Source organism: Rhodococcoides sp. S146-33, from assembly GCF_059489205.1.
In genome coordinates this window covers 1-16,853 of the sequence record NZ_JCAJWY010000006.1, presented here as the reverse complement: position 1 = coordinate 16,853, position 16,853 = coordinate 1, and the positions used below count along the sequence as shown (strand labels likewise).

General features: G+C 63.4%; 16 protein-coding genes. 6 read left to right on the top strand and 10 right to left on the bottom strand.

Annotation, left to right across the window (positions count from 1 at the left end):
* From AC5WEY_RS21080 to AC5WEY_RS21065, 4 genes are all read right to left on the bottom strand, one after another.
* Positions 1-822, bottom strand: coding sequence for a TY-Chap domain-containing protein (locus AC5WEY_RS21080; protein WP_495647378.1), 822 nt, complete (start codon positions 820-822; stop codon positions 1-3).
* Between the two features lie 80 nt (positions 823-902).
* On the bottom strand, positions 903-2,108 hold the full coding sequence (locus tag AC5WEY_RS21075) for a sulfite reductase subunit alpha (protein ID WP_495647377.1): 1,206 nt from the start codon (positions 2,106-2,108) through the stop codon (positions 903-905).
* Between the two features lie 36 nt (positions 2,109-2,144).
* Complete coding sequence (locus AC5WEY_RS21070) at positions 2,145-3,605, bottom strand: DUF2079 domain-containing protein (protein WP_495647376.1); 1,461 nt, start codon at positions 3,603-3,605, stop codon at positions 2,145-2,147.
* 50 nt (positions 3,606-3,655) lie between these two features.
* Positions 3,656-4,636: a GTP pyrophosphokinase gene (locus AC5WEY_RS21065; protein ID WP_495647375.1), complete on the bottom strand. Its 981-nt coding sequence runs from the start codon at positions 4,634-4,636 to the stop codon at positions 3,656-3,658.
* Between the two features lie 91 nt (positions 4,637-4,727).
* Here AC5WEY_RS21065 and AC5WEY_RS21060 point away from each other — a divergent pair, with 91 nt between their 5' ends.
* Complete coding sequence (locus AC5WEY_RS21060) at positions 4,728-5,702, top strand: sigma-70 family RNA polymerase sigma factor (RefSeq protein ID WP_495647374.1); 975 nt, start codon at positions 4,728-4,730, stop codon at positions 5,700-5,702.
* Between the two features lie 11 nt (positions 5,703-5,713).
* Here the strand turns inward: AC5WEY_RS21060 and AC5WEY_RS21055 are convergent, their stop codons facing one another.
* Positions 5,714-6,121, bottom strand: a complete 408-nt coding sequence (locus AC5WEY_RS21055) for a VOC family protein (protein WP_495647373.1) — start codon at positions 6,119-6,121, stop codon at positions 5,714-5,716.
* A 175-nt stretch (positions 6,122-6,296) separates the two neighbouring features.
* Entirely contained in the window at positions 6,297-6,566 is a 270-nt protein-coding gene (locus tag AC5WEY_RS21050) for a hypothetical protein (protein ID WP_495647372.1), read from the bottom strand.
* A 269-nt stretch (positions 6,567-6,835) separates the two neighbouring features.
* Here AC5WEY_RS21050 and AC5WEY_RS21045 point away from each other — a divergent pair, with 269 nt between their 5' ends.
* Positions 6,836-8,017, top strand: a complete 1,182-nt coding sequence (locus AC5WEY_RS21045) for an NAD(P)/FAD-dependent oxidoreductase (RefSeq protein ID WP_495647371.1) — start codon at positions 6,836-6,838, stop codon at positions 8,015-8,017.
* Between the two features lie 61 nt (positions 8,018-8,078).
* A complete protein-coding gene (locus AC5WEY_RS21040) occupies positions 8,079-9,188 on the top strand; it encodes a hypothetical protein (protein ID WP_495647370.1) in 1,110 nt (369 codons plus the stop codon).
* A gap of 34 nt (positions 9,189-9,222) precedes the next feature.
* On the opposite strand, the gene AC5WEY_RS21035 is transcribed toward AC5WEY_RS21040, so the two are convergent.
* From AC5WEY_RS21035 to AC5WEY_RS21020, 4 genes are read right to left on the bottom strand one after another with little or no spacing between them, the layout of a single operon-like run.
* A complete protein-coding gene (locus tag AC5WEY_RS21035; RefSeq protein ID WP_495647369.1) occupies positions 9,223-10,662 on the bottom strand; it encodes a GntP family permease in 1,440 nt (479 codons plus the stop codon).
* Positions 10,659-11,297 (bottom strand): bifunctional 4-hydroxy-2-oxoglutarate aldolase/2-dehydro-3-deoxy-phosphogluconate aldolase, encoded by a 639-nt coding sequence (locus AC5WEY_RS21030; RefSeq protein WP_495647368.1) that lies wholly within the window; start codon positions 11,295-11,297, stop codon positions 10,659-10,661. The genes AC5WEY_RS21035 and AC5WEY_RS21030 overlap by 4 nt, the downstream gene beginning before the upstream one ends.
* Positions 11,294-12,907, bottom strand: coding sequence for an N-acyl-D-amino-acid deacylase family protein (locus AC5WEY_RS21025; RefSeq protein WP_495647367.1), 1,614 nt, complete (start codon positions 12,905-12,907; stop codon positions 11,294-11,296). The genes AC5WEY_RS21030 and AC5WEY_RS21025 overlap by 4 nt, the downstream gene beginning before the upstream one ends.
* Positions 12,908-12,921: 14 nt before the next feature.
* Positions 12,922-14,205 (bottom strand): type III PLP-dependent enzyme domain-containing protein, encoded by a 1,284-nt coding sequence (locus AC5WEY_RS21020; RefSeq protein WP_495647366.1) that lies wholly within the window; start codon positions 14,203-14,205, stop codon positions 12,922-12,924.
* 126 nt (positions 14,206-14,331) lie between these two features.
* On the opposite strand from AC5WEY_RS21020, the gene AC5WEY_RS21015 reads away from it, so the two are divergent.
* Genes AC5WEY_RS21015 through AC5WEY_RS21005 form a run of 3 tightly spaced genes read left to right on the top strand, consistent with a single transcriptional unit; the run spans position 14,332 to position 16,546 of the window.
* Complete coding sequence (locus tag AC5WEY_RS21015) at positions 14,332-15,354, top strand: sugar kinase (protein ID WP_495647365.1); 1,023 nt, start codon at positions 14,332-14,334, stop codon at positions 15,352-15,354.
* The gene (locus AC5WEY_RS21010) at positions 15,351-16,148 is read left to right on the top strand and encodes an IclR family transcriptional regulator (protein ID WP_495647364.1); all 798 of its coding nucleotides are present in this window, start codon (positions 15,351-15,353) and stop codon (positions 16,146-16,148) included. The genes AC5WEY_RS21015 and AC5WEY_RS21010 overlap by 4 nt, the downstream gene beginning before the upstream one ends.
* On the top strand, positions 16,145-16,546 hold the full coding sequence (locus tag AC5WEY_RS21005; RefSeq protein ID WP_495647363.1) for a RidA family protein: 402 nt from the start codon (positions 16,145-16,147) through the stop codon (positions 16,544-16,546). The genes AC5WEY_RS21010 and AC5WEY_RS21005 overlap by 4 nt, the downstream gene beginning before the upstream one ends.
* The last annotated feature ends 307 nt before the right edge of the window (positions 16,547-16,853 follow it).

Below are 16,853 nucleotides of genomic sequence, written 5' to 3'. Positions count from 1 at the left end.
TCAGCGGCAGGCGTGCCGGGCCACAGTCATCGCGGCGTCGATGCTTCGGGCGACCGAAAGCCAGGTGCGGGCCAGATTGGACAACGCGGCCACCGAGTCGTCTCGCCCCGCGGCGGCCGATCGGCGGGCCTGCCCGGCCGCCGAGCGATGGAGGGCAACGGCACGAGCTTTCAGTTCGTCGAGGTCACCGTCGGTGCAGACGGATCGAACGGTATGAGGGTCGACCCGTCGACCGATCAACTGGCACAACGCTTGCAGCGAGCCCAGCTCGGCAGGAACCTCGGTAGGTGTCTTGGAACGGTCGAGCGGCATGGCGGTCTCGGGCGCAGGGGCAACGAGCCCGCGCTGCAGGTCCCGCGGACCGGATGACACGCCGTCGGCTGCGACACCCCAGACACTGAGGAACGAGGGGTGCGGAACGTTCCAGATCTCGCGGAACGCACGAGTGATCATCTCGGCCACGAGCGCGGCATCGGCCCTTGAGTCGGTTCGCGTGAGATCGATGACCGATCCGTCGGCGATCGGCTTACCGCGGTTCAACCATCCGAATTCCACCAACTGGACGTCCATGCTCGACGTCTCCGGGGCATCCGGGTAGAGCAGCGACGGAATTGCCGCCACGGTGATCAGTGCTCCGGTGTCCGTTGCTGCCACGTCGATGTACGGCCGCACACCACGTTCGCCGGGGCTGGCCTGAGCGGCAGTGACCGTGATGTAGTCACCTCTCGGCAGCGACCGAAGGCACGCGTGAAGATTCTCGGTGAACGTGGCCCACGCGAGCGCAGTAGTGGAGTCGAAATGGCCGTTCTGCAGTGCGTTCACGGTGCAAACCCTCTTCTCGGACGAGAACTGATGCCTGTGGGTTCAGACGGTAGCGAGGGGGTCCGACAAGAACGGGAATGTCAGTAGACGTCGCGCAGGTAGCGCTTGGTTTGCTTGAGTTCGTTGACGTAGTCCTCGGCGGCGTCGGGGGAGCGGCCGCCGTGCTCGGCGACGATCTCGTGCAGAGCTTCGTCGACGCCCTTCGACATACGAGCCGCGTCGCCGCAGACGTAGAAGTGCGCGCCCGCCTCGAGCCAGCCGTACAGCTGCTTGCCGGCCTCGAGCATGCGGTGCTGCACGTAGATCTTCTCGTGCTGATCGCGCGAGAACGCGACATCGAGTCGGCTCAGCAGACCGTCGCGCTCGAACTCGACGAGTTCGTCCTCGTAGAGGAAATCGCTCGCCCGATGCTGATCTCCGAAGAACAGCCAGTTGTCTCCGGTGGCACCTCGCGCGCGCCGCTCGTGCAGAAATGCTCGAAACGGTGCCACTCCGGTTCCGGGCCCGATCATGATGATCGGGGTGTCGTCGGCGGGTAGGCGGAACGACTTGTTGGCCGACAGGAACACACCTGCCTCGTTGCCGTCGCCGACTCGATCGGCGAGGTACGTCGAACAGACGCCACCGCGGTCGCGCTCGGCCGACCGGTATCGGACGGTGGACACCGTCAGATGCACGGTGCCTTCGTGGGCGATCGGTGACGACGAAATCGAATAGACACGATGTTGCAGAGGACGCAGCAAGCCGAGGAATTCGGCGGGATCGAAGGTGGGCGACCGATCGAGATCCAGAACGTCCACAACGTCACGTCCCCACGTCCACGCGTCGAACGATGCTCGATCGCCGTTCTGCAGTATGTGATCGAGTTCGGCGTCGCCGGCATGTTCGGCCACGGCCTCGATCAGATCCATGGACGGGATGCCGATTTCGTACTCGGTCGTCAGCGCCTGCTCGAGCGTGATTTCACCGGACTTGGTGTGCACGGCGGTGTCGGCGGGCACTCCGAGGCGATCGACGACGGCCGCGACCAGTGCTGCGTCGTTGACTGGTTTGACGGCGAAACCATCGCCGGCTTGGTAGGCGATACCGCTGTCGCCCAGCGCGATCGCGAAGTGCCGAACTTCCTTCGCCGATGTGGGACCGGACAGGCGTCGATTGCCGATGATGTGTGCGCGATAGGGATTCTTCCGATTCCACGGTGACCGTTTGGATGCGGCCTTGGTGGTGCCGAGATCGCCGGTTGCAGCGTCGATGTCCTGTACCTGCCTTGCACTTGCCGTCGTCACTGTCTGTGACGGGTGGAGGGTCGAACCTATCGAACCCTAACGGGGACCGCTCGAGCTGCGGTGCAGGACCTCGATACCGTCGAGCGAGTAGGCGACGTCGTACCCGGTGGACAGTGCCCGGTCGATCGCCTGACGGTCGCCGGCCTCGTCCGTCGGCCAGCCCGCCGGCCGCGCCCGGTTGACGACGATCCAATCCGGGACGGTCGAGTCGGTTGCACGTTGAGGAAAGACCGAGACGTCGTGATCGGCGACGAGTTGGGCCACCAGATTGTTCGACGCCGAAACTCGATCATCGGCGGGAATCCACGCCGAGATGTCGCGGGCGGTAGCGGCCTGCGGATCGATCGTCCATTCCTGTGCGTGCACCATGCGTGCCATGGGGAGGAACGGCAACGCCACGACTGCGAAAGCGGCCACGAACGCGACGATGTAGTGACGGCCGCGTTCGGTGAGCTGACCGTGGCGGTGACTGCGTGCGAACGCGTCGAGCAGGGCAACGAACACGATCACCATCAGGATCGCGTTGTAGTGATAGATCGGCTTCCAGAAGTTGGTGTTGTCACTGAGAAAGCGCCACGCGACCGTCGGGACGGCGATCAGCAGGAGCGGGGAGCGCAGCGCAAAGAATCCGGTGACGGCGAGCAGCAGAAAGGCGGTGGCCGCGCGCGAATCGCCGGCAACCAAGCCGTGCGCGGTGTCGGCGATGCCTTCACCCAGCGGAGGCAGCTTGGAGCCCTGGTCGTACGAGTTGTCGGAGCTGAGCATCGGGATGATCACCTTGACGGCCAGGATCACCCAGGTCAGGCCCCATGCAGCTGTCAGTGCCCCGAGAATTCGAGTTCGGCCGCTCGTCCACAGCGCTACGAGTGCGCCGATCACGACGACCGTCAGACCCATGTCTTCTTTGACGAACACCAGCGGCAGGGCCCAGGCCAGGGCAGGCAGCCAGCGCTGACGAACAAGGGCAACCATCGACATCGCCAGTAGAGGCATCGCGAATGCCACCTCGTGGAAGTCGAAATTCAACGCGGCTTGAACGCCCCAGGACAGTCCGAACGCTGCTGAGATCGCGACACCGGTGGCGGCACCGAACTTCTGTGTTGCCAGCCTGCCGATGGGGATCACGGCCGACGCGAACAACACGGCTTGGGCGATCAGCAACGTCTCGGCGTATGGAAACACCCGATAAACGGGTCCCAGCAGCGCGGTGATGGGCGAGAAGTGATCGCCGAGCGTGTTGTAGCCGGTACCCAGTAGATCGGAGGTCGGCGCACGAAATTGCGAATACGACGCGACCTGCTGGACGAAAATCCCCAGATCGAATCCGGACGTGCGGAGTTGACGGTGACCGAGCACGGACATCGTCGCGTACAGAGGTGCCAACACGACGAACGCGAGCGCCGGCACCACTGTCTCCGCAGTACGGATCTTCCTACGCCAGTCGGCCACAGGGTCGACGCCGCAGGTGACGACCGTGGATTTCTCGGTAGTGGTCACGAGAACGGATGTCTACAGCACGGATGTGAGATGTTCCTGAGAACCGCAGGTCAGCGCTTACGCTTCTTCGCGGGTTTGCGACGCGGCGGTTGAGAGGTGAGGTGGTAGTACAGCGCATCCTCGGAATCCTCGACCACCACATCGATGTAGTCGCCGACCTCCAGATAATCGTCGACGGCGATGCGGTCGGTCGAGCCGATGACGGCTTTCACCGACCGGGCCGGTACCAGCCCTCGGCGTCCATCCGGGCCGACGGCCAGCGCGTACCGGGGCCCGGTGCGGGTGACCCGGGCACGAATGAAATCCGGATCCTTCGGGATCGGATCGGCCGAGAGCACACCGCCGTCCTTCGAGGCGGCGGTCAACGAGTCGAGCTGCGCCGCGAGATCGTCCGCCATCGCATCCACCTGGTCGAGCAGGTGGGCCATGTGCGCGGCGTAATCGGTGTGCTTCTTGGTGGGCTTGAGCGCCTCGCCGGGCTTGTACATGTCCTCGTGGGTCAGCTCGCCCCACGCGTCCTGCAGGCGCGTTTTGACCTGCACTTCCACCTTCACATCGAGGTCGCCCTGATGCGTTGCCACTCGAACGACCAGCACGGCGTGATAGGCGCGGTAACCGCTGGGTTTGGGGAAGGCGACGTAGTCGGTGGGTGGTTGCGCGAACCGCACCGAACATTCCGGGTCGTTGCACGCACGCTCCAGCGCTGCGACGAACGTCAGTTGATCGCGCGGGGTCTTGCACAACACCTTGACGCCGACCAGATCGGGAAGGGCTTCGGCAACGGCGTCCGCGTCGGTCGGCTCGGTGATCCGGCCCTCGGAGACATAGCGGCGCAACTTGTCGGCGGATCGGCCAGGATCTTTGATGCGTGCCGTCTGCGCATTCAGTCGATCACGATCGACGTCTTCGAGTATCTCGTCGGCGATGGTCTCGAGGAAGTTCTGCGCGGTGACGAGAGCGGCTTCCCACGCCCGACGCCGGTGCAGGTACAGCTCCTCGACCAAGTCGTCGATGCTCGTTGCCGATGTCACGAAGCCGAGGTTAACGCAGATATGTGGGCAAACCTTTGTGTGGCGCGCATTCGAGCTGTGGCGCGTCTGCCTCCGGTCTAAGCTGTGCGGCATGACCGTGGCCTCCGTGCAGCAGGACGACTTCGTGGCGCAGTTCGATCCGTTCCGTCGAGAGCTACTCGCGCACTGCTACCGCATGACCGGATCGATTCACGACGCCGAGGATCTGTTGCAGGAGACGTACATTCGCGCGTGGCGGGGGTACGCGAAATACGAGGGGCGCTCGTCCCTGCGTACCTGGCTGTATCGAATCGCCACCAACACGTGTCTCACTGCCCTGGACGGTCGGTCCAAGCGTCCGCTCCCGACCGGCTTGGGGGCACCGAGTTCCGGCCCTACCGACGAACTCGTACAGAACAACGAGGTTCCGTGGCTCGAACCGATCGCCGATTCGGATCTGGCCGATTCGAGCGATCCCGCCTCGATCGTGGTTGCGCGGGAATCGGTGCGCCTCGCGTTGGTCGCATCACTGCAACACCTGTCTCCCCGGCAGCGGGCTGTCTTGTTGATGCGCGAGGTACTGCAGTGGAAGGCGTCGGAGGTTGCCGAGGTTCTCGCCACGACGACGACCGCGGTCAACAGCTTGCTGCAGCGAGCCAGGGAGCGACTCGACGAGATTGCGCCCGAACTCGACGATGTCGAGCCCATCGGATCCGACGAGCTGCAGGAACTGCTGACGCAGTATGTGGAGTGTTTCGAGAACTACGACATCGACCGCTTGGTGACTCTGTTCACCTCGGATGCGGTGTGGGAGATGCCGCCGTTCGTCGGGTGGTACCAGGGTGCCGAGACGATCGGATCACTCATCCGAAACAATTGCCCTGCCAACGGCGCGGGCGACATGCGGATGAGGCCTACCCGTGCCAACGGCCAACCCGCGTACGGGCTGTACATGCTGGGCGAGGACGGCGTGCATCGGCCGTTCCAGCTACACGTTCTCGACGTCGACGCCAGAGGGGTGGGGCACGTGGCCTGCTTCTTCGATCTGACTCTGTTCGATCGATTCGGCCTGCCCGACCGCCTCTGAACGCCTGCTGCTCAGCTCTCCGGAACGGCTGACGGGTCCATCCACATCACTTCCCAGACGTGGTTGTCGAGATCCCGGAACGCTCGGCCGTACATGAACCCATGATCCTGGGGCTCCATCCACGTGGACCCGCCCGCAGCGATGGCTGCGTCGGTGAGTGAATCCACTTCGTCGCGGCTGTCGGCGGAGATGCACATCAGTACCTCGCGAGCCGAGTTCGTGTCGCAGATCGAATCGGAGATGAAGTCCTCGAAACGCGAGGTGGCCAGAAACATCACCGTGGCCTGATCGCTGACGATCATGGAGGCGGTGTTTTCGTCGCTGAAGATGTCGTTGAATGCGAACCCGAGCCCCTCGAAGAACGAACGGGTGGCGACGACGTCGCGAACGGGCATGTTGGCGAACAGCATACGGGACATGGGTACACCTTCTCTGTGGAAACAGCTGCGTGGGACCGTCGAACAACGGTCTTGCTTCTACTGACAGTTGCCGGTGCCGAAAGTCACCGGTCACCCTTCCCCGGACATGACGCGACCCCGCCGAGCACATGCTCGACGGGGTCGCGGACAGCGAAGCTGAAGGGGGTGTGAAGCGTTACCGAGCGATCTGAGCGAGGCGCGACAGCATCCGGGAGAACACGTGTCCGTCGTTGCCGAGATCGAGGAAAGTATCGGCAGCGGAATCCGACGCGGTGGCATCGGAAGTCGCCGCGGCGAGGGTGTGCGCCATGCGCGTACGACGCTCGATGGCGTCGAGGATGGTGGCGTCGAGCGTTGCTACCTCGTCGAATAGCTGGTCGACGTCGGTTGTTGCAATGTCGGCTGTATCGGTGCCAATTGCCAGCGAATCGATCTGAACAGTCACATCGTCTCCTTTTGTTCGCGTCCTGAGGTGTGAGTCGTTCTGCCGAACGGAACCGTTACAGCCCGACTCGAGTTAAAACGATGTTTCGTCGCCCAGTCCAAGATGCCCACTCGACCGGCCTGGGCCAACCTCTCGAGGGTGTGATGCTCGATACAGTCCGGTCGGTCCCCCGGTTTGCAGGCAATTCCCCAGGGACTGCCGGCGGGATTGTGACTGCGTGGTTCCGGGTAACCCACGCGTCGAGTCACGTCGACAACGAGGAGCGAACGATGCAGTACGACTACCTGATCATCGGCGGAGGAATGGTGGCCGACAGTGCCGCCCGCGGAATACGCGAGCACGACACCGCCGGGTCCATCGGAATTCTCGGGGCGGATTCCGACGAGCCGTACACCCGGCCTGCGCTGTCGAAGAAGCTGTGGACGGACTCGGACTTCGGTCGCGATCAGGTTCCGCTGGACACCGCCTCCGACACCGACGCCAAGGTGTTCACCGGGACTCGGGTCACGTCGATCGACCGGGCGGGTTCCTCGGTGACGACGGACAACGGAGAGCGCTACGATTACGGGACCTTGCTCTTGGCAACGGGAGCCGAACCGACGCGAATCGAACTCTCGCCCAGTCCGCGGGTGGTGTACTTCCGCACATTCGCCGACTACCGGGCGCTGCGCGAACTGACGAAGACCGCCGATCACATCGTCGTGGTCGGCGGCGGGTACATCGGCACCGAGATCGCCTCCGCCCTGTCTCTCCAAGGCGTCAAGGTCACTCTCGTGACGTCCGACGCCGTAGTCGGTGGCCACATGTTTCCGCCGAGCCTGGCTGCCGTCTTCGACAAGGGATTCGCCGATCACGGTGTGACCGTGCGCCGAGGAGCGAAAGTGACCTCCGGTGCGGAGGCCTCGGCTCGCGTACAGCTGCAACTCGACGACGGCACCGCAATCGAAGCGGACGGCGTCGTATTCGGTCTGGGGGTGCGGCCGAGCACCGAACTGGCCGACGCTGCCGGACTGACAGTGGACGACGGCATCGTCGTCGACGAGTTCTTGAGGACCGAGGACGACCACGTCTACGCCGCCGGTGACGTGGCGAGCTATCCCGACGCCATTCTCGGACGCAGGCGGGTCGAGCACGTGGACAACGCCACGGAGATGGGCAAGGCTGCCGGACGCAACATGGCCGGTGCCGCCGAGCCCTACTCGTACACCCCGTACTTCTACTCCGACATCTACGACGACGGATACCAGGCCATCGGCACGCTCTCCACTTCGTTGAGCACCGTCGAGGATTGGAAGTCGGTCGGTAAGGAAGGCGTCGTCTACTACCTCGACGACGAGTCCGTCGTGCGCGGTGTGCTGATGTGGAACGTCTGGGAAGGTCTGGACACCGCGCGCACGCTTCTCGCGGAGAAGAAGCCACACACCGAGCAATCGCTCCGCGGGCTGATCTGAACTTCTGGAACACTCGAAAGCGGACGGACCAGCGACCGTTGGGCGTGACCTAGGAGAAACGATGTCCGAGTTCGATGGCAGTGGGTCGGCCGAGCAGCGCGCCCGACTCGACGCCGAGGTGCACAGTCGCTGTGCCGACTGCCGGTTGCTCGGGCACTCCGAGCCGCTGTCCGACGCGGCCGCCATCGCTGTCGCGGCCGGGCGAGTGGACGAGCCCACCCGTGCGGTGCTGATCAATCGATGGCATTCAGGCCGCACGCTGCCGTCGATCGGGGGCTTCGGCACACTCCGAAATCTGGTCGACGAGCGCGATCGATGGCTTGCCAAGGACACGACGAGCAAGCCAGGGTCGGCGCTCGTGTATCGCCTACGGGTTGCCGAGTTGACCAAGCGCATCAACCATCAGCGCACCACCGTGGTCATGTCGAATCGGCACTACGCCACCGGGGTGCGAGCAGCACGCAAGGAGCGTCGAGAAGGTCTGCATCTCGATCTCGACCAGCGCGATGCGGTCTTCGACGCGTTGATGAGGACGCCTGCACCGCGCAGGTTCGGTCCAGTTGCGGAGCGCGGCTTGTCGTTGGTGGATGCGGCCGCGGACCGCGTGAGCACGCTTGCGCGCCGAACTCCTGTGGGTGACCGCGTCGAGTGGGCGACCGGCGTGGTCGATCAGTTCGTCGATCGCAAGGACGATCGGTTTGTCGATCGATACGACACTCTGCTGTTTCTTGCGGGCACATCGTTCGACCGTGTGCGTCGTTCGCCGGCATGGCAGTCCACGTATTTCGAGATTCAGCGCAATCAGCTCGACCTGTTCGTCGAGCTCACCGAGATCTCGGTCGACGCCACGTCGCTGCGTGCGGTGGCGACCGAGCTGAACCGGATCGGCGAGACGATGGTCGACGAGGAGACTGCCGCTCAGGTCGAATCACGGCGTGGCGCACTGGAAGTGGTGTGGTCGCAGTTGACCGGTCGGGTAGCTGCTCTGGTTCGTCTGGCGAATCTGGTCGAGTCGTCCGAAGGCGAGGCTCGAACGTCCGACGCAATGACCCGTGCCCACAGTCTGGACGATCGGATCGACGATCTGGTGGGCCGATCGGGTAGCCGGGAAATGTCCGCCGAGAACACCCATTTCGTCGGTGATCAGGTGCGGACGCAGTGGCGCGATTAGGTGCCGCCCGGGGCACATGACCGCGCCACTGGCTCTAGGCGATGATCGCGAAGAGGATTCCCGCGACGGCGAAGCTGACCACGGACAGGATCGTCTCGAGGACCGTCCATGTCTGCAGTGTCTGCTTCACGGTGAGATTGAAGAATTTCGAGATGATCCAGAATCCGCCGTCGTTGACGTGGCTGGCGATGATCGAGCCCGCTGCGATGGACATGGCGATCAACGCAACGGCAGGGGCGGAGTAGTCCTGAGCTGCCACCAGCGGTCCGACGATGCCGCCGGTGGTCACGATGGCCACGGTCGCAGACCCCTGGGCGACTCGGAGCGCACAACTGATGATGTACGCCAACACGATGATGGGGAGACCTGCGGCCGCCATGGTGTCGGCCAGGGCCGTGCCGATACCGGTGGCGGAGATGACCTTTCCGAAGAACGCGCCTGCCCCGACGACGAGCAGCAACATGCCCACCGGACGTAGAGATTCTCCGGTCAGTTTGCTCAATTCCTGGACCGTCGATCCGCGGCGGATTCCCAACACGTAGAACGCGATCAGCACTGCGATGAGTAGTGCGACGGCGGGTGTGCCGAAGAACGTCAGTACTTCGAGTAGGTTGCCCGGATCCAGCAGGATGCTGCCGAAGGTGGCACCGAGGATCAGGACCAGCGGAACGGCAATGATTGCTCCGATGGTTCCCACCGACGGCGGTGTCGTGATCACCGGACGCTTCGTTGCCACCGTGCCTGCACCGCCGCCCTCGGCGGTCGTATCGTCTCCGTCGTTGATGAAGTCCTCGGGAACGTCGACGATGATGCGCTTACCGATCCAGCTACCCCACACCAGGCCTGCCGCGATGAATCCTGGAATGCCGCAGATGAATCCGAACAGGATGAGCCATCCCAAGTTCACTTCGAGCAAGCCACCGAGGGCAACAGGACCGGGATGCGGAGGAAGGAAGGCGTGTGTCATGGACAGACCTGCCAGCATCGGCAGCGCGTAGAGGACCAGCGACTTTCCGCCCTGCCGTGCCGCCACGTAGACCAGCGGTGCAAGCACGAAGATACCGATGTCGAAGAACACCGGAATACCGAAGATCAAGCCCAGCAGGCCCATTGCTATGGGTGCACCGCGTTCTCCGAACACGCCCAGGAGCTTTGCGGTCAATGCCTGTGCTCCACCCGACTTTTCGAGGATCGCGCCCAGGACAGTACCCAGCCCGATGATCACCGCGATGTGCCCGAGAATTCCCCCGAACCCGGTTTCGAGTAACGACTCGTTGCTCTTGATCGCCGTGCCGACTATCTCGTTGACCGGCAGACCCGCGGCAAGAGCGAGCCCGAGACCGACGATGAGCAGCGCGATGAACGGTTCGAGCTTGACCTTGATGATCACCACCAGTAGCACGGCAATTGCGATGCCGCACAGTACGAGTAGACCGGGGGTGGAGGTTCTGAGCCAGTCGACCACAGAATTCATTTCGAGCCTTTCTTGATGTCTGCGCTGATAGCTGCCACGAACGCCTTTGCTCGTGCAGTGATGTCGTCCCACTGGGCTTCGGTGACCGACGCCGGTGGAACCACATCGGTGCCTGCGGTCACGGCCACGGCACCGGCCGCGAGAAATTGGGCGGCGTTTCCCGCGTTCACGCCGCCGGACGGAACGAGTCGGGCGTCCGGGAAGGGCCCGAGCAGATCCTTGAAATACGCGGGCCCAACGGTGCGTGCAGGAAATATCTTGACTGCGTCCGCCCCGAGATCGAGGGCGGTTATCACCTCCGACGGGCTCAGCGCTCCCATCATCAGCGGAATCCCTGCGTCCGTGACCACTGCGGCGACCTCGGGTCGCAGCCCCGGCGTCACGACGAAGCGCGCACCCGCGTCGACCGCGGCCCGTGCCTGATCGGCCGTCAGAACCGTACCGGCTCCTACGACGGCACCGGCATCCGACGCGTCGCGGATCAGATCGAGGACTCCCGGAGTGGTGAAGGTCAGTTCGAGTGCGTGAATTCCCCCGCGCGCGAGCGCATCTGCCAATGCTGCGGGATCGGAGATGTGCGGGGCTCGGACCACCGCCAAGGCGCGGTCCTGGAGAATTGTCGACAGGGCGTTCATGACGTCTGCTTTCCGGTGGAATCCATGCGCAGGGCGTGGCCTGCCAGTGCGTGAGTGGAACGGCGATCGTCGATGGCGAAGACGCCGTTCACCATGACGTGGCTGATTCCCTCGGCCTGTTGCTTCGGGTTCTCGAAGGTGGCCGTATCGCGGACGGTCGTCGGGTCGAACAGGACGAGATCGGCCGCATGGCCTTCGGCAATCGTGCCGCGCCCGCGCAGCCGTAGCCGAGCAGCCGGGCGTCCGGTCAGGTGGTTGATGCAGTCCTCCAACGAAAGAAGCTGCTCCTCGCGGACGTAGTGTCCGAGGTAGCGGGGGAAGGTTCCCCATGCGCGTGGGTGCGGTTTCTCGCCGACCAGTATCGCGTCGCTGCCACCCATGTGGTGTGGATGCGCCATGATCTCGCGCACGTTCTCCTCGTGCCCGACGTGCTGCAAAATGGTCGTGGCCAGCGCATCCCGGCGAAGAAGGTCGAAGAACACGGTCGCCGGTGAGCGTCCCTCGTCGGCCGCTATGTCGGACATCGTGCGGCCGACGTAGCGATCGAGTGCGGGGTTCGCTACACCGCTGAGCTGAATCGTGTCCCACTCGACCGTGACTCCATGGCAACCGTCGGACCCGTTCACGTCGACATCCTGCTCGATGCGTTGTCGCACGTCCGGATCCTCGAGCCGTTCCAGGGCTCGGTCCGGGCCACCGGACATCGCCCAACTCGGCAGAAGCGCAGACAGTGTGGTGGCCCCGGGCAAGTACGGGTAGGTGTCGAGGGTGACGTCGCATCCGTCTGCGATCGCCGAGTCGACGCGGTCGAGGAACTCACGTGCCCGTCCACGATTGACGCCGAAGTTCATCGTGGCGTGCGTCAGATGCAACGCGCATCCCGTCTCCCGGGACAGATCGAGCACTTCCTGGTATGCGTCGAGCGCACCGGCACCGTACGACCGAGTGTGCGGCGCGTAGAACCCACCGAACTCGGCGACAACCTCGCACAGCGCGCGTAATTCGCTTGTGCTGGCGTACATTCCGGGCGTGTAGGTCAATCCGCTCGACATTCCGACGGCACCTTCTTGCAGGCCTTGCGCCAACAATTCCTGCATGTGGACGATCTCGGACGGCGTCGCCGGTCGCTGGTCCGCACCGACCGCGAGGTACCGCAATGTTCCCTGAGGGACGAGATACGCAGCGTTCGGGGTGATGCCCTGGTCCAGCCGAGCGAGGTACTCCGAGACCGACCGCCACGAGAAGTCGAGGTCGACGGGATTGCCGTTCCAGCCGGCGATTTGACGTCGCACCACGTCGAGTGTGGCGTCGTCGATCGGCGCGTAGGCGATGCCGTCCTGCCCGATGACCTCGGTGGTGACGCCTTGACTGATCTTCGGGAAATGATCGGGGTCGGTCAGCAATCGAAGGTCGGAATGGGCGTGCATATCGATGAACCCGGGGGAGAGGACGTGACCGGGCGAGGCGTCGACAATTCTGTCGGCCCCGGGCACAGTTCCGGGCTCGGTGATCGACGCGATCACGCCGTCGCGTACGAGGACGTCGCGCCGCAGTCGCGGAGATCCGGTGCCGTCGATGACGTCGGCACCTCGAAAGAGAGTACTGGGCATAGGAGTTCGGCTCTCTAGAAGAATGTGTGAACGAGATCGACCACTCGTGGATCGTCGCTGTCCGCGTCGTCGATCACGGGAACGAGACGCCATTTATCGAATGCGGTGCAGGGATGTGACAGACCCAGCCGAACGACCGATCCCACGGGCAGTGCCGCCGCGTCCTCGGCCGGTAGTCGTAGGAACGCATGTTGGTCGTTCAGAGCGGTCACCTCGGCTCCAGGGTCGAGCAGCTCGTTGCCTCTGATGTGTTGCGGCACGGGCATTCCCTCATCGAACGGGAAGTCCCTCTTGCCTGCGTCCAGCAATGCGAGGCCCGGCTCGGGGCGGGAGACTGCGCGCGCCCATCCGTGCATGGCCGACGTCAGTGGGTCGTCGGTGCGGGCGGGGGTGAGCGGAGAGATCTGCGAGTAGAAGCCGTCGTCGTGCACCACGTAGGCACCCGAGCGAAGCACCACGTCGGTACGGACGCCATCTTCCTCGGTGAGCGAATGCAGACGCTCCACAACGAGATCTTGGTAGGCGCTGCCGCCCGCGGTCACCACGGCATGCTCGCCGTACAGCGATTCGGCGTCGAGCGCACGATGGAGATCTGCGACCTGGTCGAGATAGTGTCGGACGGCCTCGAGGCCGTCCTCGGAGCGGTCGTGGCTCAGTGCTCCCTCGTAGCCGCCGACGCCGGCAAGGGTCAGTCGCGACGACGCCGCGATCGCACGAGCAATCGACATTGCTTCCTCGATCGTGCGTGCGCCGGTTCGGCCGTGTGGACCACCGAGCTCGACGATCACCGGAATGGGACGCTGCCCCTGTGTCGCCAGAATGCGGTCCATCTCGTGCACCGTCGCAACACTGTCTGCCCAGCAGTAAAACTCGAATGTTGGATGCGAATCCATTTCGGCAGCAACCCATGTCAGCGCGACGGGGTCGATCTCGGCGTTTGCAAGGAGGATGCGATCGACCCCGAATGCGCGTGCCAGCTGAACTTGCCATCCGGTCGCGAGGGTGATCGCCCAGCTTCCGGCATCGAGTTGCTGTTTCCACAGTTGAGGCGCCATCGAGGTCTTGCCGTGGGGCGCGAGCAGCACCCCTGCGCGGACCGTCCAATCGGCCATGACCGAGATGTTCGAGGCCATCCGCGCCCGATCGAGGGTGAGTACCGGAGTCGTGAACTCGGACAGCCGAGGAGACGTGGCGAGAAAGCTCTCGACGGTATGGCCCCACGAACGTGGGGGAAGCGACTTGTGTTCCGGCCCGAGGGTTCGTCGATTCAGTCCCTCGACGGCATCCGTGTCGATCACGTTCGGTCCTCCTGGTGAAAGATCTCGTGTGCGTTGCACATTATGCAACGGTGGTTGCGCAATATGTTTATGCTTTGTAGTCTGCAACGACATGCAGCGTTCCCGCAAGACTTCGAGGAGATCGACGTGACAACACCCAAAGCGGTGTGTGTAGGTGAAGGCCTCGTCGTTCTGGTTGCCGAAACGGGTCCACTGGAGAACTCGGAAACGTTTCACCGCAACTCCGGCGGTGCCGAAGCGAATGTCGCCAGGGTGTTCGCTCAGTTGGGTGTCGACGCCGCCTGGGTCTCTCGGGTGGGCAACGACGGCTTCGGCCGGTACCTGGTGAAGCAATTGGCGGAAGCAGGCGTCGACACGTCGGGCGTGACGATCGACGACGAGCGCCCCACCGGTATGTACATCAAAGAGCGCGGTTCGGGTTCCGGCGACCGATACGACCTCGCGTCCGGCGAGAGCGCGATGACCTACTTCCGCGCTGGTTCCGCTGCGAGCGCACTGTCGCCCACCGAAATCGGCGAGTCGGCTACGGAATTGGTGTGTCGAGCCGACCTGATTCATTTCTCCGGAATCACAGTGGCCATCTCGGACAGTGCGGCCCAATTGACCAGTGCATTGATGGACCGATCCGCCATCGTCAGCTTCGATCTGAACTATCGGCCGGCGCTCTGGAAGTCCCGATCGGGCACAGCCGCGGACGTCCTCGGCCAGCATGTCCGCAGAAGCGATGTGGTCTCGATGGGGTCCGACGAAGCTGCGCTGGTGTTCGGGACGTCGGATCCTGCCGAATTGCGGCGGATGTTCCCGCAACCGGAGCATCTGGTGATCAAGAACGACGCGCACACGGTGACGGCATTCGAGGGCACAGCTCGAGTCGATGTACCGGCACTCCGGCTCGATGTTGTCGAAAAAATCGGTGCGGGAGATGCTTTCGCGGGTGGCTTCCTGACGGGGCTGCTGCTCGGTAGGAGTGCCGTCGAGCGTGTGCGGTTCGGACATCTGTGTGCGGCGGGTGCGCTCACCGGGCACGGCGATATCGCGTCTGTACTGCCCCTCGACGTGTTGATCAGACTGGCCCAACTGGACGACGCCGAATGGGCGACGCTGGACTACGCGGCCACCGTCGCCCGCTTTTCGGAGGTGTCGCGGTGAGTCAAAGTCTCTCGCGGGCGCTGACGATCCTCGGCTTGCTCGGTGACGGAACCAGATCGTTGGACGAGCTGGCGACGGTTCTCGACGTGCACAAGACCACCGTGTTGCGGTTGCTCCGCACCATGGAAAGCGACCGATTCGTTCAGCACGATGCCGATCACCGGTATCAACTCGGATCGAGATTGTTCGAGTTGGCGAACCACGCACTGGAACAGCGCGACATTCGGAGCATTGCCCGGCCGCACCTGGCCGAACTGAACACGATCACCGGCCAGACCATCCACTTGGCGACATACGAAGCGGGGGAGGTGATCTACATCGACAAATTCGACGCCAAACAGAGCGTGCGGATGTACTCGCGTGTCGGAAAGCCTGCGCCGTTGCACTGCACGGCCGTCGGGAAGATCTTGATCGCTGCACGCCCGCAGGTGGAGCGCGAGCAGATCGCGCAGCGCATCACCTACACGCCGTTCACCGAACGAACCATCACTACGCCGGAGCAATACCTGCGTGAGCTGGACCTAGTCCTCGCTCAAGGATTCGCCGAGGACCGCGAGGAGCACGAGTCGTTCGTCAACTGCGTCGCCTCCGCGGTGCGCAACGGAACCGGCGACGTCGTGGCAGCCGTATCGATGTCGGTCCCCGACATGCTCCTCGACCATGAACAAGTGCTGGAGACGCTGCCCGCGGTGCAAAAAACTGCGGCCGTAATTTCCGAGGGACTGGGCTGGCAGCCGCAGGAACTCGAGGACCGTACGACAACCGACGAGAGCCCGATGGAAGGAAAGAAATGAGCGAGAAGATCGAAATTCGCACCACAGGAGCCCCGGCTCCCGCCCACACGTTGTCTCAGGGAGTGCGGAAGGGCCCGTTCGTGCAGGTATCCGGACAGGGCCCGGTGGATCCAGCTACCAGCGAATACCTGTATCCAGGCGATGTCGCTGCGCAGACCACTCGCACTCTCGAGAACGTCAAAGCCATCGTCGAGGCCGGCGGTGCGACGTTCGACGATGTCGTGATGCTGCGCGTGTACCTGACCAAGCGTGAGGACTTCTCGATCATGAACGACGCCTACGGCGCGTTCGTGTCCGCGAATACTTCCGGCGAAGTACTGCCGAGTCGAACTACAGTGTTCACCGGACTGCCGAGAGAAGAGATGTTGGTCGAGATCGACGCCGTTGCGATCGTCTGACGGAGCCCGCGCAAGGTCGGCTGGTCAGATGTTCACATAGAAATTACATCTGACCAGGCGATTTGCGTAAGCGTTGGTCTTCGCGTAACTTTTGTCGAGTCAGAGCGACACGGACACCGACCCGGTCTTCACGGACTGGGACAACGAGGTTGTACGGAGTATGCACTGAACAACCCGGGCAAGGCTTGAAAGTAATGAGCCATGTCTGGGGTTCGAGCGTGTAAGCCCCGGCGTTACCGTCCAAACGGTGGCAATGGTGTGTGCGTGTTCTTTGAGAACTCAACAGTGTGTCGATGAATGTCAGTGC

Excerpts from the sequence above, each read along its gene's own strand:
- AC5WEY_RS21060 (WP_495647374.1), top strand. The coding sequence starts at position 4,728 with ATGACCGTGGCCTCCGTGCAGCAGGACGACTTCGTGGCGCAGTTCGAT.
- AC5WEY_RS21055 (WP_495647373.1), bottom strand. The coding sequence starts at position 6,121 with ATGTCCCGTATGCTGTTCGCCAACATGCCCGTTCGCGACGTCGTCGCC.
- AC5WEY_RS21045 (WP_495647371.1), top strand. The coding sequence starts at position 6,836 with ATGCAGTACGACTACCTGATCATCGGCGGAGGAATGGTGGCCGACAGT.
- AC5WEY_RS21040 (WP_495647370.1), top strand. The coding sequence starts at position 8,079 with ATGTCCGAGTTCGATGGCAGTGGGTCGGCCGAGCAGCGCGCCCGACTC.
- AC5WEY_RS21035 (WP_495647369.1), bottom strand. The coding sequence starts at position 10,662 with ATGAATTCTGTGGTCGACTGGCTCAGAACCTCCACCCCCGGTCTACTC.
- AC5WEY_RS21030 (WP_495647368.1), bottom strand. The coding sequence starts at position 11,297 with ATGAACGCCCTGTCGACAATTCTCCAGGACCGCGCCTTGGCGGTGGTC.
- AC5WEY_RS21025 (WP_495647367.1), bottom strand. The coding sequence starts at position 12,907 with ATGCCCAGTACTCTCTTTCGAGGTGCCGACGTCATCGACGGCACCGGA.
- AC5WEY_RS21005 (WP_495647363.1), top strand. The coding sequence starts at position 16,145 with ATGAGCGAGAAGATCGAAATTCGCACCACAGGAGCCCCGGCTCCCGCC.